We start from the raw sequence: 18,553 nt of genomic DNA on the forward strand, positions 1-18,553 counted from the left end.
CCAAGAACAAGGCGAACTTTGCCGACGATGACTTCGGCCCCGGCACGGTTGTCGCCAAGAACAAGGCGAACTTTGCCGACGATGACTTCGGTCCGGGCACGGTTGTCGCCAAGAACAAGGCGAACTTTGCCGATGATGACTTCGGTCCGGGCACGGTCGTGGCGAAGAACAAGGCGAACTTTGCCGACGATGACTTCGGTCCGGGCACGGTCGTGGCGAAGAACAAGGCGAACTTCGCTGACGATGACTTCGGTCCGGGCACGGTCGTGGCGAAGAACAAGGCGAACTTTGCCGATGATGACTTCGGTCCGGGCACGGTTGTCGCCAAGAACAAGGCGAACTTTGCCGATGATGACTTCGGTCCGGGCACGGTCGTGGCGAAGAACAAGGCGAACTTCGCTGACGATGACTTCGGTCCGGGCACGGTTGTCGCGAAGAACAAGGCGAACTTCGCGGATGACGACTTCGGCCCCGGCACGGTCGTCGCCAAGAACAAGGCGAACTTCACCGACAGCGACTTCGAGATGCTGTCGCGTGAGCTGATCGCCGCGTGATGTCCCGGTCGGCCCGGGGCACCCCCCGGGCCGGCCACCCCTCACTCGCCCGTAGCCGCTCACACCCCGCCGCGTCCCGGCACTCCTGGAGCCAGCGTGACCTCGCCCCCTGCCCCCCACCGCAGCATCGTCCGGCTCTGGGCAGCAAGCGCGCTGTCCTCCGCATCGACCTGGGTCATGCAGATCAGCTTGTTCATCCAGGTGCTGCACGACTCGTCCCCCGCTGTCCTCGCGGCGGTGGAGCTGGTGGGCACCCTGCCCGCCCTGGCCTTCATGATGGTGGCCGGAACGCTCGCCGACCGGTTCGACGTCCGGCGGCTGGCCATCGGGTCGATGGTCGCGCAGGCGCTGTGCGTCCTCGGCATGGCGCTCGCCCTCGACTCGGCCCTCTGGGTGGCCGCGGCCTTCTACGGCCTCCAGGGGCTCAGCAACACCTTCTGGCCGCCGGCGCGCCAGCAGTGGCTGTACGGCGTGGTGCCGCCCGCGTCGAGGGCTGCCGCCAACGCCAGGATGGGCTCCGTCCAGGGGACGATGACGGTCGTGGGGGCATCGCTCGGGGGCGTGCTGTCCGCCTGGAACCCCACCGGCGGCATGACGGTCGCCTGCGTCCTGCAGATCCTGGCGGCCCTGCCGCTGCTGCAGCAGGCCAAGAGCCCGCTCACGCACGCGGAGCCCGTCGGGGAGAGCGGCCCGCAGGAGTCCCTGCGCAAGGAGCTGACCGCCGGAGTGCGGGTGCTGCGGGACCTGCCGCTGGCGCGCTCGGTCGTGTGGATCGGCATCGCCTGGGGCTGCATCGGCGGGGCGTACGACGTCCTGCTCGCCGCCTACGCCACCGGCCCCCTCGACGGCAGCGGCACGGTGCTGGGCGCCCTGTACGTGATGGACGGCCTCGCCGTCATCGCCGGCACGGTGATAGCGGCCAGGATCGTGCTGCAGCGCCACCTGTCCGCCTACGCAGGGGCCTACATCTTCCAGGGGCTGGCCTGGGGCGCCCTGTTCCTGGCCGGGCATCCGGTCGTCGCCCTCGCACTGCTGGGCGCCATGCGCCTGGCCAGCGGCGTCATCATCGCGCTGGACACCACCGTCCTGCTGGCGACGGTGCCCGCGCACCTGCGCGGCCGGGTCTCCAGCATCCACATGACCACCTACAGCGGCATGGCCCGGCTCTCGCTCGCGCTCTTCGGCGTCCTGCTCACGGTCTCCGACGTGCGCACCGTCGGCGTCTGCACCGGAGCCGCCTCGGTGGTCCTCGGCGCCCTGTGGTGGTGGCGCCGGGACCGCGAGGCCGAGCGGCGCTACGCGGCCGAAGCCGCGGACGACGTCCCCGCCACCACCTGAACCGTCCGCATCCAGCCCTGGGAGGGGCAGTGACCACCCGCACAGACACCGCCCTGCAGTTCCTGGCCGAGCGCGCCAGCTGCCGCGACTTCACCCCCGAGCCGCTCGCCGACTCCCTCGTGGACCAGGTGCTGGACGCGGCGGTCCGCGCGCCCACCGCCTTCAACTTCCAGCCCTATTCGTTCGTCGTCGTCCGTGACCCGGAGCAGCGCGCCGCCCTCGCCCGGATCGCCGGCGGCCAGCGGCACGTCGTCGACGCCCCGGTCTTCGTCGTGGTGTGCGCGGACCTCCGCCGGATCGAAGAGCTGTGCGACCTTCCGGGCCGGCTGATAGCGAGCGGGCATCCGGACGCCCTGATCACCTCGGTCATCGACGCGTCCATGGCGGGCATGTGCGCGACGCTGGCGGCGGAGGCCCTGGGCCTGGGCGCGGTGATGGTCGGCGGCATCCGCAACGACCCGGGCGCGACCGCCGGGCTGCTGGACCTGCCACCCGGGGTGTTCGCCGTGTTCGGCCTGTGCCTGGGCCGCCCCGCCGCGGGGCGTCCGGCGGCGCGGCCGCGCCTGCGCACCGAGCTGCTGGTCCACCGCGAGCGCTACGAGGGGCAGTCCCGGCGCCTGCCGCCGGACCCCGGGGCCACCGGCCTGACCAACCCGGCCGGTGACGTCACGGCCGACGACCGGGTGGCCTGGCGCGCCCAGATCGCCAAGGGCGCCCGCAGCCTCGGCCGCCGACGCGCCCCGGCCTGGCGCACGCCCGCCACCGGGCCCGCACCGGCCGTCCGGCCGGAAGGGGCCACCGAGCCCGTACCCGCCACCGGCCCGGTCCTGACCACGACCTGAAACGGGCAGCCCCGGACACACCCCGGCGAGCGGGTCACGTCCCGCGCCCGGCGCACCGAAGAGACATGAAGGGGGCGGTATGTGCCGCATCATCGGACATCTGGGAGCACGTCTTTCGGCCGACAGCCTGCGCGCGGCGGCCGGACTCCAGCGAGCGGGCGGCCCCGACGCCCAGTACCTCGCCGCCCGGGACGGCTGGGCGCTGGGCGCCAACCGGCTCGCCGTCATGGCCCCGCAGGGCGGCCGTCAGCCGTACAGCCTGGGCACGGGCATCCACGTCGTCTACAACGGCGAGATCTACAACCACCGCGACCTGCGGCGCCGCCTGGCCGGTTTCGGCCATCGCGTCGACGACGACTGCGACGGCGCCGTCCTGCCCGCCCTCTACGCGCACTACGGCGACGGCTTCGCCGAGCACCTGGACGGCATGTTCGCGATCGCGGTGATCGACCTCCGCAACACCCCCCGGCTCGTCCTCGCCACCGACGGCGCGGGCATGAAGCCGCTCTACTACCACTGGGACCCGGCCGCCGGGAGCCTGCTCTTCGCCTCCGAACTGCCCGCGCTGCTCGCCCTGCCGGGCGTACCCCGCGTGCCGCGCCTGTCCGGACTCGACGACTACCTCACGACCAAGACGCCGTTCGGCGACGAGACGATGTACGAAGAGGTGCGGGCACTGCCCGCGGCCACCGACCTGGTCTTCGAGCCCGGGCGCGGCATGCGGCTGCACCGCCGCGGCCCCGCCCGCGCGGAGCCGTTCCCCGGCGGGCCCGCCGGCCCTCCCGCGACCCTGGAGGCCGCAGGCGCTCACGTGCGGAACCTGCTGCGCGCCGAGACCGGGCGGCTGGCGGAGGCCGACGCACCCGTGTGCGCCGTGGTCAGCGGCGGCCTGGACTCCAGCCTCGTCACCGCGCTGCTCGCCGAGCGCATCCCGTCGCTGCACAGCTTCACCATCTGCTACCGCGGCACGTGGCCCTTCGACGAGCGTGCCTTCGCGGCGGAGGCCGCCCGGCACGCCGGGACGGTGCACCACGAAGTGGAAGCCGATCCCGCGGAGTTCGTGACCCTGCTGCCCGACGTGGTGGCACGGCTCGGGCAGCCGAACGCCGATCCGATCACCGTGAGCAGCTACGCCCTGTTCCGGGCGATACGGGAGGCCGGATTCACCGTCGCCCTCACCGGTGACGGCGCGGACGAGGTGTTCCTCGGCTACCGCCGCATGCAACAGGCCCTGACCGGCGGCGCCGACTGGCAGGACGCCTACGTCGACTCCCTGGCGGCCGTGCCCGGCGCCCTGCGCGAAGAGCTCTACAGCAGCGAGTACCGGGACTGGCTGCGCGCCGCAGGCAGCAGCGAGGACCGGCTGCGCCGCAGGCTCGCGGACCGCCTGGCCGCCGTCCCCGGGGACGCCGCGCCCGGCTCCGCCGCGCTGGCCGCCCTGACCGCGCTGGAACTCGACGAGCGGCTGCCCGCCTACCACCTGCGCCGGGTCGACCACCTGTCCATGGCCCACAGCGTGGAAGTGCGCCTGCCCTTCTGCCAGCCCGGCGTCCAGCGCACGGCCACGGCACTGCCGCAGCCGTGGAAGCTCACCGCGCGGGACGACAAGCGCGCGCTGCGGGAAGCCGCCCGGGGCCTCGTCCCGGACAGCGTGCTGCAGCGCCCCAAGCAGCCGTTCACCCTGCCGATCACGGCGATGCTGCGCGACGGCCTGCCGCTGATGGAGTACGCCCGGGACCTGTTGTCCCCCGAGGACGTGCGCCGGGACGGGCAACTGGACGCAGCCGCCGTCCAGCGCCTGCTGCGCCGCCAGGAGGAGCGGCCCGACGACACCACCGCCCTCGCCGTATGGGCGCTGATGATCCACCGGACGTGGCGTGCGCAGCTCGCGGCGCCCGCGCTCACCGGCGCCCGGGCCGCCTGATGACGGGCCACCTCGCCGCGGCGCACGGCAGCCCCAGCACCACGCTGGTCCTGCCCGCCAAGAACTTCACCGACGGCACCCGGGACCCCGGCCTCTTCCTCGCCGAACTCGACCACGTACGGCGCATGCTGCTGCGGGCCGGGCTGGAGGACGTCACCAAGATCGCACTGATCGGGCCCTCCTCCCGCCCGGGCCACCAGCTGGACTACCGGTTCGTGCAGATCGTGCCGGGCGCCGAGCCCGCCTTCGAACTCCGCGGCAGCTGCGGGCACTCCATCCTGGCCGCCTGCTCGGTGGCGGGCCGGTCGGGCGAGCTCCCGCCGCTCCACCCGGGCCAGCGGATCCGCGTGAACGTCCTCAACAACGGGGACAGCGTGCAGTGCTCGGTGGAGGAGTCCCACCCCGACCGGGAACGGCTCGGCGCGTCCTTCCTCCTCCGCCCGCCCATCCCGCTGGACGACCTCCTGCTGTTCGGTTCGCCCGTGACCGAACTGCCCCACCGCGGCGGTTCCGTCGAGGTGACGGGGGCCTCCATGGGCAACCCCTACGTCTTCGTCCGTGCGGCCGACCTCGGCGTGCGCGGGCCGGAGGAGCTCTTCGCCGCCGACGACGCCCTGTTCGCGGACCTCTGCGACCTCCGGGAGAGCGCACAGGACCGGCTCGGATGGCCGTCCGGGGTCTTCCCGAAGATCGCCGCCCTGCTGCCGCTGGGCCCGGGGCGGCTGGCCGCGCGGGCCGTCTCCGTGCCCTCCTGGCACCCCACGCTGGCCCTGACCGGCGCCGTGTGCCTGGCCGCGGCGGCCCGCGTCCCCGGCTCCCTGCCGCAGCAACTCGCCGCCGCCATCCCGGGCACGCCGGACGACGCCACCCCGGGCACGCTGCGGATCCGCACCCCCGGCCGCTGGGCCACCGTCACGGCCCGCACCGCCGGCGCCGGCCCGGCCCTGACCGAGGTCGGGGTCCGCGGCACCACCGTCACCTACCTCGGGCCCGCGCCCGTCACCGCGCCGGCCCCCTCCGGACTCCGAGCAAGGCGGTACGCATGACGACAGCAACCGATGCCCACGACCTCGTCGTGGAGGGCGGGACCGTGGTCCTCCCGGACGCGGTGCGGGCGGCGGACGTCGCCGTCCGGGACGGCCGCATAGCCGCCGTCCTCCCGCCCGGCACCGCCGGTCCCCGCACCCGCACCGTGGACGCGGCGGGACGCTGGGTGCTGCCCGGCCTCATCGACTCCCACGTGCACTTCCGCACCCCCGGACTGACCCACAAGGAGGACTGGCCCAGCGGCTCACGGGCGGCCGTCGCCGGAGGCGTCACCACCGTCATCGACATGCCCAACACCGTCCCCCCGCTGTTCGGCCCCGAGGACCTGGCCGCCAAGCGGGAACTGGTGGCCGGCACCAGCCTGGTGGACTACCGCTTCCACGTGGGAGTGGACCCGGCGCACCCCGGCAGGCTCAAGGAGTTCGCCGGCACGGACGCCGGGTCGGCCAAGGCGTTCCTCGCCGGCCACCACACCGCCCCGCACGTCCTGCACGGGGAGCCCGCGCTGCGCGAGCTCTTCCGGGCGGCAGCGGAGGCCGGGCTGCAGCTCGTCTTCCACGCCGAGGCGGGCGAGGTCTTCCGCATGCTGGACGACTGGAAGGGCGAACCCCGCCACTGGGCGGACTACGAGCGCCGCCGCCCCCGCACCGGCGCGATCGTCGCCGTGGCCCGGATCGTCGAACTCGTGCAGGAATACGGCGTTCCCGCCCACATCCTGCACGTGTCCACCCGGGAAGAGGCCGACCTGCTCACGGCGGCCGCCGCGGCCGGCCTGCCCCTCACCTTCGAGGTCACCGGACACCACCTGTCCTTCACCGCGGACGACACCGAGGTCCTCGGCGCACGCATCCGCCTCAGCCCCGCCATCCGGGACCGCGCCGACCAGGACCGGCTGTGGGAGGCCGTCCTGGACGGGCAGGCCGCCACCGTCGGCAGCGACCACGCCCCGCACCCCCTGGCCGACAAGCTCAAGCCGACCGCCGACGCCCCGCCCGGCCTCCCCGGCGTGCAGGAACTCCTCCCGGCCCTGTACAGCGGCATGACCCGGCACCTGCCCGGTGCGGACCCCGCACGGCTGCTGCGCACCGTGGCCAGGGTGCTGGCGGAGCGCCCCGCGCGGCTGTTCGGGCTCGGGGACCGCAAGGGCCGGATCGTCGCCGGCGGCGACGCGGACCTGGTCGTCTTCGACCCCGACGCCCTGTGGACCCTCGCCGAGCCCGGCATCCACAGCCTCTGCGGCTGGTCGGCCTACCAGGGCAGGACGTTCCGGGGACGCGTCGAATCGACCATCCGCAGGGGCGAGGTGGTCTACCGGCTGGACGCGGGCCGCGCCGAGTTCGGCCGGCCGACGGGACAGTACCTGCCCTGGCACGGGGGCACCGCCGACGACGCCTGAGAAGACACCGCGGTGTCATCCCGCCTCAGGACCGGAATCAGGATCAGCAAGGAGACGCACATGGCAGACGCCACGGAACGGCGCAAGGACCTGCTCGACGCGATCGGGCGCGAGGCGCTGCTGGCCCAGATCGACGCACGCCGGCCCCGCCTCTGGCGCGGCATCGCGACGTCGCCGGCCCTCTTCACCTGGGACGACCTCAACGACCTGCTGTCCCGGCAGCCGCTGGAGCCCTCCCGCCTGACCCTGGCACGGGACCGCAGCACCATTCCGCACGAGAGCTACACCCTCCAGCTGCCCAGCTCCCAGCGGCTCAGGAGCGTCGTGCCCCAGGCGCTCCACGAGCACCTCGCCGAGGGCGCGACCCTGGTGGTGAACGCGGTCGACGAACTGCACGAGGACACCGAGCGCACCGCCGCGGACCTCGAACGCCTCCTCCACACGCACGTGGTGACCAACCTGTACGGGAGCTGGACCGGAACCCAGGGCTTCGGCCTGCACTTTGACGACCAGGAAGTCGTCGTCGTCCAGCTCTCCGGACGCAAGCGGTGGCGCTACTACCCGCCCACCCGCACCGCGGCACTGCTGAACGACGTCGTCCGCCCCCCGAAGCCCGTGGGCGAGCCCTACGCGGACATCGTCCTGGAGGAGGGGGACGTCCTGTTCCTGCCCCGGGGCTGGTGGCACGGCGCGTCGGCCGGCGAGGGCACGCACTCGCTGCACCTGACCTACGCCGCCATCCCCGTCACCGGTGTCGACTTCTTCCGCTGGTTCGTCCGTTCCCTGCCCGCCGAGGAGATCTTCCGCGTCGACCTGCCGCTGCGGGCCTCCACGCAGGAGAGGGACGCCCACGTGCAGCGGATGAAGGAGGTCCTCGGGGAGATGCTCACCCGGCCCGGCCTCGCCGACCGGTTCCTGGCGGCCTTCGCCTCGGGCGACAACCGCCGGATGCACACCAACCTCCCCACCGCGGTCACCGCCGGGCCGCCCTCCGGCCCCGCCGCCCTGCCCGCCGCCCTGCCCGCCGCCCTGCGGCTGTCGTACGCGCGCGGGCGGATCACCGAGGACGGCCCCGGCGGACGACCGGTGTTCACGGCGGCAGGCAACGAGTGGGAGGTCGGCAAGGCCCGCCGCCTGGCCCTGGAAACCCTGTGGGACGGCGCCTGGCACACCACCGAGGAGCTCCGGGCCGCCGTACCGGACGAAGCCTGGCCGCGCCTGACGGTGTTTCTGGCGGACCTGCTCCACCGCGGGCTCCTCAGCGGCCGCTGAGAGAGAATGCGGTCCCGGTGCTCCTCGGCCGGCGGCGCCGGCCGCCGCGGAGGGGGACGGCCACGACGTACGACCGGGGGTGGGAGAGGGAGCCGGGCATGAGCAGGCCGCCGACCGCTGCGGGACCGCCGGACGAGCTGCACCGGCGGATCGGAGTGTCCGACGCGGTGGTGATCGGCATGGGGTCGATGATCGGCGCGGGCATCTTCGCGGCCCTGGCCCCGGCCGCCCGGGCCGCCGGTTCGGGGTTGTTGCCGGGCCTGGCCCTGGCCGCCGTGGTCGCCTACTGCAACGCCACCTCCTCCGCCCGGCTCGCGGCCCGCTACCCGGCGTCCGGCGGCACGTACGTCTACGGCCGGGAACGCCTCGGAGCCTTCTGGGGCCACCTCGCCGGGTGGGCGTTCGTGTCCGGCAAGACCGCGTCCTGCGCCGCGATGGCGCTCACCGTCGGTGCGTACGTCCTGCCGGGCCGGGAACACGCGGTCGCGGTCGCCGCGGTGGTGGCGCTGACCGCGGTGAACTACGTGGGGGGCCACAGGTCCGTCCTCCTCACCCGGGTGATCGTCGCCGTCGTCCTCGCCGTGCTCGCCGCCGTGACGGTCGTCTGCCTCGCCTCCGGTGCCCCGGACGCGGCCCGGGTGGGCATCGGTGACGACGCAGGCTTCGGCGGGCTGCTCCAGGCGGCCGGCCTGCTGTTCTTCGCCTTCGCCGGGTACGCGCGCATCGCCACGCTCGGCGAGGAGGTCCGCGATCCGGCACGGACCATTCCGCGGGCCGTCCCGGTGGCGCTCGGGATCACCCTGGCCGTCTACGCCGTCGTCGCCGTCGCCGTGCTCACGGTTCTCGGCCCCGGTGGACTGGCCGTGGCGGCCGCGCCGCTGTCCGACGCCGTCCACGCCGCGGGCGCCGGTGGGCTCGCGCCGGTGGTCCGGGCCGGGGCGGCCGTGGCCGCCCTGGGTTCGCTGCTCGCGCTGATCCTCGGGGTCTCCCGCACCACCCTCGCCATGGCGCGCGACCGGCACCTGCCCCACGCCCTGGCGGCCGTCCACCCGCGGTTCAGGGTGCCGCACCGGGCCGAGCTGGTGGTCGGCGCGGTGGTGGCGGTGGTGGCGGCGACGGCGGACGTGCGCGGCGCGATCGGCTTCTCGTCCTTCGGCGTGCTGGCCTACTACGCCATTGCCAACGCCTCCGCCTGGACCCTGTCGCCGGCCGAGGGCCGCCCGCCCCGCGTGATCCCCGCGGCCGGGCTGGCGGGCTGCCTGGCGCTGGCCTTCGCCCTGCCGGTCACCTCGGTGCTCGGCGGTACGGCGGTCCTGGCCGCCGGAGCCGCCGCCTACGGCGTGCGGCGTGCCCTCGCCGGCGGGCGGAGGCCGTAGGGCCCGGTGGGCCGTCCGTCCGGAGCGGGGCCGGCCCGCGGGGTCAGCCCGTGGCGCGCAGGGCGCGGTGGGCGGCGTCGCGGAGGTGGCCGAGGACCTCCGGGTCGGCGTCGAGCGTGTAGTCGGCGTCGAGGCCCGCCAGGATCTGGGCGATGCGGGGCAGGTGGTCGTCGGAGGCGTCGACGAGGCAGGTGTCGTCGTCGACGGGCCGTATGCGCGTGCCCAGGCCGCGGGTGCGGGCCCGTACGGACGCGGCGGGGGCCCGGACGGTGGCCACGGCGCGGTGGCGGGTGGGGGCGGCGGACAGCCGGCCGGCGACGAAGGCGGCGGGGTCGTCCCCCGGCACCCGGCGGGGCGGGACACGTCGGCCGGTGGGTACGGCGCGGGTGATGCGGTCGAGCCGGAAGAGCCGCCAGTCGTCCTTGCCGGTGTCGTGGGCCAGGAGGTACCAGAGGTCGCCGGAGGCGACCAGGTGGCAGGGTTCGACGCGGCGAGGGGTGTCCGTGCCCCCGCGAGCGGTGTAGCCGAACGTGAGGATCTCGTGGTCGCGGCAGGCGGCCGCCAGGGTGGCGAGCAGGGCCGGGTCGGCGCGCGGGCCCCGCTCCTCCCACGTGATGCCGGCGACGGCCGCCTGCAGGGCACCGACCTGCCCGCGCAGTCGCCGGGGGAGGACCTGCTCCAGCTTGGCCAGGGCACCCAGGGCGGTCTCCTCGATGCCGCTGAGGCCGCCGGCCGCGGTGCGCAGGGCGACGGCGATCGCGACGGCCTCGTCGTCGTCGAGGAGGAGGGGCGGCAGGTCGGTGCCGGAGGACAGGCGGTAGCCGCCGGCGTGGCCCCGGGTGCCCTCGACGGGATAGCCCAGCTCGCGCAGCCGGTCGACGTCGCGGCGGACGGTACGCACGGTCACGTCGAGCCGGTCGGCCAGGTCGGATCCGGACCATTCCCGCCGGGTCTGCAGCAGGGACAGCAGGCGCAGCGCGCGGGCGGTCGTATCGCTCGTCATGAAACCCACTATGGCGCTCTCAAAGGACAGGGATTGTCCTGAAAGGCTCCTACTGTGGACCTCCCCGCACGCTGCAAACCGGGAGTTTCCCCATGAAAATCACCGTTCTCGGCACCGGAGGCGGCGCCCGCGCCCACATCGCCAAGCTCGCCGAACTCGGCCACGAGGTCCACGTCGGCACCCGCGATCCCGAGGTCACCCTGGCCCGCACCGAGCCCGACATGATGGGCAACCTGCCCTTCGGCCAGTGGCTCGCCGGCCGCTCCGGCATCCGGCTGCACGCCTTCGGTGCGGCGGCCGCGGAGAGCGAGTTCGTCATCAACGGCATCGACGGCCATAACGCCGTCGCGGCGCTGTCCGCGATCGCCGACCGGCTGGCCGGTAAGACGCTCGTCGACTACGCCGTGCCGTTCCTCTACAACCCCGACGTCGAGCACCCCTGGCCCACCCCGTGGGGCGTCATGCCGAAGCTCGACCCGTGCGACACCGACAGCCTCGCCGAACAGATCCAGCGCGCCCTGCCCGGGACCAAGGTCGTCAAGTCCTTCGTCACGCAGGAGCAGGAGACCGTCGTCGACCCCGAGGCCGTCGGCAACGGCGACCACACCATGTTCGTGGCCGGTGACCACGCAGACGCGAAGCAGCAGGTCACCGAGCTGCTGAAGTCCTACGGCTGGAACGACGTCCTGGACGTCGGCCCCCTCGTCTGCGCCCGCGGCATGGAGATGTACGCCCACATGCACTCCGCCATCGGTTTCGGCCTGGGCTTCGGCACCCGCTTCGGCATCAAGGTCGTCCGATGACGGCGTCGTACTCGTATCTCCGCACCTCTTGACTTCGGACAAATGCGGAGGAAAATTGCCATTACACCAGACAACCGGTGAGAGCCGCACCTGATCGGTGGAGACGTCCATCGGCCCGAGTGACCCCCATCTCGGCAAACTGGCTAGGCCCCCGGAAGGCACCGATCGAGGCCGGAGAACTCAGCGACGACTGGGACTCGCGGATCGAGAGGAAGAGCGCCGGGGGCTGCTGCATGCCCGCACGCGTGCACCGGCGCCGCGTACGATCCCGGGGCGCCGGCCCTCAGCCCTCCACCGTCTGCACCTGCGGCGGGTGGCCGTTCCAGGTGACGAACACCGAGGTGGTCCGCGTGCCGGCCACGAAGTCCACCCGGATCCAGGCGCTCTGCTTCCACACCCGCATCTGCCAGCCCTCGTCCGGCGCCGCCGAGACGAGCGTGGCCGAGCCCGGACCGAGATCGAAGACCGCACGCCCGCCCCTGACCGTGAAGCTCTTCACCTCGCCGCCGCCCGAGGGCGGTGGGGCAGCCGGCTTCCGGGACGCGTCGGGACCGGCGGTCGTGGAGCGCTCGGCGGACGGCGCCGCGGTGGCCGGTGCCGGGAGCGAGGGCGAGGGGGAGGAAGCCGGCGGCCCGGAGGCACGGGCCGAAGAGGCCGGCTCACCGATCGCCGGGGCCGCGGAGCCCGAGATCGGCAGCGCGCGCGGCGGCTCGTAGGCCGTGCCCGCCAGGACCGTACGCACCCCGTACCAGGACACCGCCATGGCGGCCGCGGTCGCCAGTGCCCACGCCAGGGCATGCATGATTCCTCGCCTCACCTGGCTCATAGTGCCTCACTCGTATGGCGTACGGTGCGGGCCATGGCAAGACTGCTCGTAGTCGAGGACGACCCGTTCGTACGCTCCGCCCTCATCCGCCAGTTGACCGAGGCTTCGCACACCGTACGCAGCGTCGGTACGGCCCTTGAGGCGCTGCGCGAGGTGGCGCAGGTCGGCTTCGACCTCGTCGTCCTCGACCTGGGACTGCCGGACCTCGACGGCGCACAGGCGCTGAAGATGCTGCGCGGCATCACCGACGTGCCCGTCATCGTCGCCACCGCACGGGACGACGAAGCGGAGATCATCCGGCTGTTGACCGACGGCGCCGACGACTACCTGGTCAAGCCGTTCTCCGTGGCACACCTGACCGCGCGCATGGCCGCCGTGCTGCGCCGCGCGGGCGGCGGGGCCGTGGCGGGCGAGCCGGCACCGTCCGACGTGCTGTGCGTCGGCGGCCTGTCGGTCGCCCCCTTACGCCGCCGGGCCGAACTGGACGGGGCCGCCCTGGACCTGACCCGCCGTGAATTCGACCTGCTCTCCTACCTGGCCGGCCGCCCCGGCGTCGTCGTACCGCGCAAGGAGCTCCTCGCCGAGGTCTGGCAGCAGTCCTACGGCGACGACCAGACCATCGACGTGCACCTGTCCTGGCTGCGCCGCAAACTGGGCGAGACCGCCGCGCGCCCGCGCTACCTGCACACCGTGCGCGGCGTCGGGGTCAAGCTGGAGCCCCCGTCCGCGGAGCCGCCGGTGCCGCCGGCGCACCCGCCGACCGCCCTGGAACACCGGTGAGATGGGCGCTCGTCAAGGTGTCGCTGGCCGTCACCGTGATGGTGGTGCTGGCCTTCGCCGTACCGCTCGGGCTGGTGGTCAAGGAGCTGGCCCGCGACCGCGCGTTCGCCGACGCCGAACGGCAGGCGGCCCAGATACGGCCGGCGCTCGCCATCACCACCGACCGCGACCAGCTCGAACGGGCCGTCGCCAGCTCGCAGGCCGGCGGGGACGGACGGATGGCCGTGCACGTACCGGGCAACGGCGCCCCGCACCCCGGCGCGGACACGGCTCCGCAGGACGCCCGCGACACCCCGGACACCCGCGAACCCCGCGGCCCGCACGGGGCCTACGACATCGGCCGCTCCCGTGCCCTCCCGCGCGACGTGGAGACGGCCCGCCGCGGCCGTTCCGCCGTCACCTCCGTCCCCGGCGGCTACGCGCTGCTCCAGCCGACGGCCCTGAGCAGCGGCGAGTTCGCGGTCGTCGAGGTCTACGTCCCGCACCGCGCCGTGGGCAACGGCGTCACCACCTCCTGGGTGATCCTCGCCGCTGTGGGCTTCGGCCTGATCGTCGGCTCCGTCGCCACCGCGGACCGCCTCGGCCTGCGCCTGGTGCGCCCGGCGGAGCGGCTCGCCAGGGCCGCCGGCGCGCTGGGGGAGGGGAAGCTGGGCGTGCGCGTGCGCGAGGACGGCCCCGCCGAACTGCGCTCCGCCGCCGTCGCGTTCAACTCCATGGCCGACAAGATCGTGCAGCTGCTCTCCAACGAACGCGAGCTCGCCGCCGACCTTTCACACCGGCTGCGCACGCCGCTCACCGTCCTCCGCCTCAACGCCGCCTCGCTCGGCGACGGCCCGGCCGCCGACCAGACCCGCGCCGCCGTCGCCCAGCTGGAACGCGAGGTCGACCAGCTGATCCGCGCCGCCCGCGAACAGGGCGAGCGCGCGGAACGGCCCACCCTCGGCTGTGACGCCTGCGAAGTGATCCGCGACCGGATGGACTTCTGGTCCGCACTCGCCGAGGACGAGGGCCGCACGGTACGGCTCGCGGGCGTCGACGCGGCCGTACGGGTCCCCGTCGCCCGCCCCGAACTCGTCGCCGCGCTGGACGCCATGCTCGGCAACGTCTTCCGCCACACCCCCGAGGGCACCGCTTTCGCGGTGGACGTGCACCACAGCGAGGACGCCGTGCTCGTGCTCGTCTCCGACGCGGGCCCGGGCATCCCCGACCCGGACGCCGCCCTGCGCCGCGGCCACGGCGCCGGCGGCCCGGGCTCCACGGGCCTCGGACTGGACATCGTGCGCCGCGTCGCGGAGTCCACGGGCGGTGACGTACGGATCGGGCGGTCGGTGCTCGGCGGAACGGAGGTCCGGGTATGGCTCGCCCTCGACGGCTCCGGCCCCCGGCACACCCCCCGTCGCCGCCGGGTACGCCGCCGCCTCTCCACCGCGCGCCGGCGCGGCAGGGAGGCCAGGACCTGACGGGGGAGAGGCGGGCGGGGAACGGGGAGCCCTTCGTAAGATCGCTTGCGGAGGGCTTCCCGGTTCTTCGTACTGGCTCGAACTGCCCCACGCCAGTCTGTGCACCGCCACACGCAAGTACATTCAAGCCCTAATGTGAGCCGCCCGATGCGGATGTGGTCATCGGGTTACGTGAGGGTGGGGAGCCGTGGGCAGAGCTTGGACGGTCCGTGGGGGCCAGTTCGGAGAGCGCGAAGAGCAGGCGCTTGACGAGGGGGTGGTGATCGCCGGCTGGGAGGAGGTCGGCGACCTCAGCGGCTGCACGTCGATCGCCGACGTGGGGGATCATCTCGTCCGCGCCTATCCCGACGAGGCGCCTGGCACCGTGGACAACTGGAAGCACCAGTTGTGGCGGTTCATCACGATGGAGACCGGGGACCTGGTCGTGATGCCCCGCAAGTATCTGGCTGTCGTCGCCATTGGGCGTCTGACCGGCGGGTACGAGTACCGGAGTGAGGCCGCCCCCGGCTTCCGCCACACGCGCAAGGTGGAGTGGGTGCGCACCCAAGTGGAGCGTGCCGCGATCGGTGGTGACCTCCGTGACAGCATCGGTGCGTTCCTGACAGTGAGCGAGCTACGACGCCGTGACGCGGCGCTCCGCGTCGAGACACTGGCGCAGACCGGCGTCGACCCGGGCTACAAGGGCGCCGTCGAGCCGCCTGCGGACCCCGAGGCGCTGGAGCGGGACGTCCAGGAGGAAGGCACGCGTCAGCTGACCGCCAGGGACCTGATCGGCCTGTGGGGCTGGCAGAGGCGCACCGGCGATGTCATCGACCTCGTCGACCGGGAACTGGCCGCTCGCGGTCTGCGGGTCGTCCCGCACTTCGCCGAGGTTCAGCTCGACGGCTTGGTCACCGTTTCCGCTCAGGAGACCACCCTGACGGGAGAGACGTCTCAGGACCGTCCGGAAACAGGCATCGGCCCCACACCCACACACGGCGCGAGCGAGGATCTGAGCCGCCACTGGCGCATCGGCAGCCTACCCTTCGTCCGCGACGTGGTCACGGTCGGCTTCGACGAGCCGCTCAACCGCGCCATCACGCGCATGGTCCAGGGCGACTTCTCCCAGCTTCCGGTGGTTAATCGGAACAACGTGCTCCGCGGGGTCGTCACCTGGGAGAGCATCGCCCGCGCCCAGCTGGGCCGTCGGGGCGACACCATAGCCGCGGCCCTTGACCCCCATCCGCACACCGCGCAGGAACAGGAAGAGCTGTTCGTCCGCATCGACGACATCCAGCGCCACGGATTCCTGATCGTCACCGACGGCGACAATCTCGTCCTCGGTATCCTCACGGCATCCGACCTGGCCGACCAGCTCAGGCTCCGGGTGGAACCATTCATCCTTCTCGGTGAGGCCGAACGGCGACTGCGTCGCCTCACCGACCGGCTGCCCGTGGACGATCTGCCCGTCGGCTCGGGGGTACGCAAGACGCGCGCCGCGGGCAAGTACCTCACCCTCGGCCAGTACCCGGAAATCCTCAAGGACAATGCCTGCTGGGCCATGCTGGGATGGCCGTACGAGCAGGACGATCTCGTCCGCCGCGTCACCGCCGTCAAGGTCTACCGGAACGAACTGGCTCACTGGGATATGGACGCCCCCGAGACGAAGACCGAGGCCCTGACGGAGACCAAGCAGCTTCTGAGCCTGCTGAAGCTGATCGACCACGATCCACGGCCGTGACCACTTGAGTCACCCCGGGCTGGGCGTCGAGTCGGATGTCCGACCCGGGGTCGTCGAGGCCGAACTGAATCACCACGAGCGCTTCGGCGATCTCGACCGTCAACTCGTCCCCGGGCCCACTGACCATGACGACATCCTGGTACAGCGGTTCCAGGACATCCTTGGCCTCCGTCTTCCGCCCCTGCGCAAGCAGCAGCATGCCGATGTTGTGCTGGACGCTTCGTCACTCGCGTCGCTGTCGACCGCGTGTACGACGTCCAGTACTTCTCCCAGCTGCGCCAGCACGTCGGTGAACAGGCCGAGTCAGGCTTGGCACTGTGCCGCCTGAGCCCGGCAGGCGCGGGTCTGCTCGCTGGTCGGCCCGGTGATGCGCGCGTATGCGTCGGAGAGGGTGACGCACTCGGGCTGTGCGGCGCGGCAGTCGCCGCCGAGGAGGCGCACGGCAGTGCGCTGTCTCCCAATCCCGGCACGGCCTCGTTCTCGGGGCCGAGCACGCGGGCCGCAGGTTCGATGACCTCGCCGAGAACATCGACTGCCTGTATGAACCGCTCTTCGATCGACCTCTACTTGACTCAAAGTTCAAACAGCAACTGCTCTCCGGGGCCAGGGTCACGAGACTGCTTGCGGCGCACTTTCGCGGCAAGGGCCTTGTCGTATCCCCGTGTGTGGTTTCGCTTGTGCCGTTCCTTGACCACCTCATGTGTCGGGCCGGTGGCGCGGTCCACAACGATGGATACGGACATTCCTTCTTCTGCCCGCTCCTTGCCGAGCATTCTCAGATCGTCGAGTGTGGTTCCCACGGTGCCTACGAGCCCGTTCTTCACGAGCTGAGTGAACTCCGTGTTTCCCAAATATCGTTCGACGTATCCGTACCCAAGGCGTGCGCCCTCGTTCGGGCCGCTCGTCATGTCGTCGTTCAGCAGCAGTCGCACATATGGAACCGGCAGATACATGCCCGGTGCTGGCCCTGGGTCGACAGTCTCCTTCAGCGGCCAGTAGGCGAGTTTGACGAAGCAGGGGTCCGAACCCAGCCGCCATTCGTGAGGCGCCCATGGTGCTCTGCTCATTGCGGCCACCCGGTCCAGACGGTCGAGTTGCCCGAGGAGTTGCTTATCCGCATACATCCACCGGGCGCCTGCCTCTGAGGGGAGCCGCTTGACCTGTACGAGAATGAAACTCTGCGTGGCCTCGTGATAGTAGATCAGGTCCGCCCCGAGCCGAGCTTCCACCGGCGTTGCGTTGATGTTCGCCACCTCGATACGACTGCCGAGATGTTCGAAGACATGGATGTCGCAGCGGAACGACGCCCCGGTGGCACGGCCTCCGGAAGACCATCCCGCTTCAGTGAACACGTCCGTATCGAACTCGATGCGCCGCGCATCGTTTTCGATCAGGCCCTGTTCGAACGGCTCCGGGATGAGCCCGGCCAGGTGCGGGGCATCAGGGTCACTCGGGCGCCGCCAGGCTGCGAGCCGTGCTGGGGGGATGTTAGCGATGGCCAGACCCAGGCGGGTCATGTCGTACTGCTCCTGCCAAGCACGATCCTCAACGCGCCGTGGGTCGAACGGGTCGGGCTCGGCCGCCTCACCCAGGAAGTCGAGCATCCTGCGCAGCACGTCGCCCTGCCGCGCGAGACCCTCGAGTAGATCCTCGGAGTCCTCGTCTCCGATGACCGTGACTTCACCCGCCAAGGCACTCGCCAGAGTGCGTCGTAGACGAAGTGGTATCTCGTCAAGAAGTGATCGCATATTGACTGGTACGGGACTCTCCCGTACCAACTCGACGGCGATCCGGGAGTCAACGGCCGCCACCTTGTCTCCACGAGGCTGCCGCACGACTCCCAGCCAGCGCAGCGGACACTGGTCGCCCTCGTTGGAAGACCTCGTGACGAGTAGGGCGATACGGGGCGTTCGATCACGAGGAAGAGAGGCTGTGGCAACCGTCTTCGTGAAGGATTGCTTCACCAGCAACTCCTCATCGATACGGTCCAGTTCCTTGGCGCTAAGGGCAATAACGTAAACCATGTACGCAGCGTACGTTGAGCAACGCCAGGCCGTCGCTCAACGCCTCGAAGGGCAGGCATATCGCCGGCTTGCCCGGGAAGGGCAACCGCTCCGCAAAGCCCTCCAGAGAATCTGTAGGCGAGCGAACACAGATCGATACCTTCCGGCGTAATCGACGCTCTCCACGTAAATGCCCCATAGGCGACAGC

At 72.2% G+C, this 18,553-nt stretch carries 15 protein-coding genes; 12 read left to right on the top strand and 3 right to left on the bottom strand.

What is annotated here, in order from left to right; all coding sequences use genetic code 11:
* The 8 genes from IE182_RS00195 to IE182_RS00230 form a co-directional block, all read left to right on the top strand.
* Positions 1-554 (top strand): hypothetical protein (locus tag IE182_RS00195; RefSeq protein WP_229844477.1); only part of this gene is annotated, 554 nt, incomplete at its 5' end.
* Between the two features lie 96 nt (positions 555-650).
* On the top strand, positions 651-1,892 hold the full coding sequence (locus IE182_RS00200; protein WP_190107507.1) for an MFS transporter: 1,242 nt from the start codon (positions 651-653) through the stop codon (positions 1,890-1,892).
* Positions 1,893-1,921: 29 nt separating this feature from the next.
* Entirely contained in the window at positions 1,922-2,734 is an 813-nt protein-coding gene (locus IE182_RS00205; RefSeq protein WP_190107508.1) for a nitroreductase family protein, read from the top strand.
* Positions 2,735-2,813: 79 nt separating this feature from the next.
* A complete protein-coding gene (gene asnB, locus IE182_RS00210; protein WP_190107509.1) occupies positions 2,814-4,658 on the top strand; it encodes an asparagine synthase (glutamine-hydrolyzing) in 1,845 nt (614 codons plus the stop codon).
* Entirely contained in the window at positions 4,658-5,704 is a 1,047-nt protein-coding gene (locus IE182_RS00215; RefSeq protein WP_190107510.1) for a 2-methylaconitate cis-trans isomerase PrpF family protein, read from the top strand. The genes asnB and IE182_RS00215 overlap by 1 nt, the downstream gene beginning before the upstream one ends.
* Positions 5,701-7,101, top strand: a complete 1,401-nt coding sequence (locus IE182_RS00220; protein ID WP_190107511.1) for a dihydroorotase — start codon at positions 5,701-5,703, stop codon at positions 7,099-7,101. The genes IE182_RS00215 and IE182_RS00220 overlap by 4 nt, the downstream gene beginning before the upstream one ends.
* Before the next feature lie 60 nt (positions 7,102-7,161).
* Positions 7,162-8,373, top strand: coding sequence for a cupin domain-containing protein (locus tag IE182_RS00225; protein ID WP_190107512.1), 1,212 nt, complete (start codon positions 7,162-7,164; stop codon positions 8,371-8,373).
* Between the two features lie 98 nt (positions 8,374-8,471).
* A complete protein-coding gene (locus IE182_RS00230) occupies positions 8,472-9,749 on the top strand; it encodes an APC family permease (RefSeq protein ID WP_190107513.1) in 1,278 nt (425 codons plus the stop codon).
* Between the two features lie 43 nt (positions 9,750-9,792).
* Here the strand turns inward: IE182_RS00230 and IE182_RS00235 are convergent, their stop codons facing one another.
* Complete coding sequence (locus IE182_RS00235) at positions 9,793-10,752, bottom strand: helix-turn-helix transcriptional regulator (protein ID WP_190107514.1); 960 nt, start codon at positions 10,750-10,752, stop codon at positions 9,793-9,795.
* 92 nt (positions 10,753-10,844) lie between these two features.
* Here IE182_RS00235 and IE182_RS00240 point away from each other — a divergent pair, with 92 nt between their 5' ends.
* Entirely contained in the window at positions 10,845-11,555 is a 711-nt protein-coding gene (locus IE182_RS00240) for an NADPH-dependent F420 reductase (protein ID WP_190107515.1), read from the top strand.
* A 283-nt stretch (positions 11,556-11,838) separates the two neighbouring features.
* On the opposite strand, the gene IE182_RS00245 is transcribed toward IE182_RS00240, so the two are convergent.
* Complete coding sequence (locus IE182_RS00245) at positions 11,839-12,357, bottom strand: hypothetical protein (RefSeq protein WP_308432034.1); 519 nt, start codon at positions 12,355-12,357, stop codon at positions 11,839-11,841.
* A gap of 57 nt (positions 12,358-12,414) precedes the next feature.
* Between IE182_RS00245 and IE182_RS00250 the strand changes: the two genes are divergently transcribed.
* From IE182_RS00250 to IE182_RS00260, 3 genes are all read left to right on the top strand, one after another.
* A complete protein-coding gene (locus tag IE182_RS00250; protein ID WP_190107517.1) occupies positions 12,415-13,161 on the top strand; it encodes a response regulator transcription factor in 747 nt (248 codons plus the stop codon).
* Positions 13,158-14,621, top strand: a complete 1,464-nt coding sequence (locus tag IE182_RS00255) for a sensor histidine kinase (RefSeq protein ID WP_190107518.1) — start codon at positions 13,158-13,160, stop codon at positions 14,619-14,621. The genes IE182_RS00250 and IE182_RS00255 overlap by 4 nt, the downstream gene beginning before the upstream one ends.
* Before the next feature lie 187 nt (positions 14,622-14,808).
* Positions 14,809-16,341, top strand: coding sequence for a DUF8426 domain-containing protein (locus IE182_RS00260; RefSeq protein WP_190107519.1), 1,533 nt, complete (start codon positions 14,809-14,811; stop codon positions 16,339-16,341).
* Positions 16,342-16,913: 572 nt separating this feature from the next.
* Here IE182_RS00260 and IE182_RS00265 read toward each other — a convergent pair.
* Positions 16,914-18,365, bottom strand: a complete 1,452-nt coding sequence (locus IE182_RS00265) for a hypothetical protein (RefSeq protein WP_190107520.1) — start codon at positions 18,363-18,365, stop codon at positions 16,914-16,916.
* Positions 18,366-18,553 lie beyond the last annotated feature (188 nt).

Source organism: Streptomyces cinnamoneus (assembly GCF_014650495.1).
Lineage (GTDB): Bacteria > Actinomycetota > Actinomycetes > Streptomycetales > Streptomycetaceae > Streptomyces > Streptomyces cinnamoneus.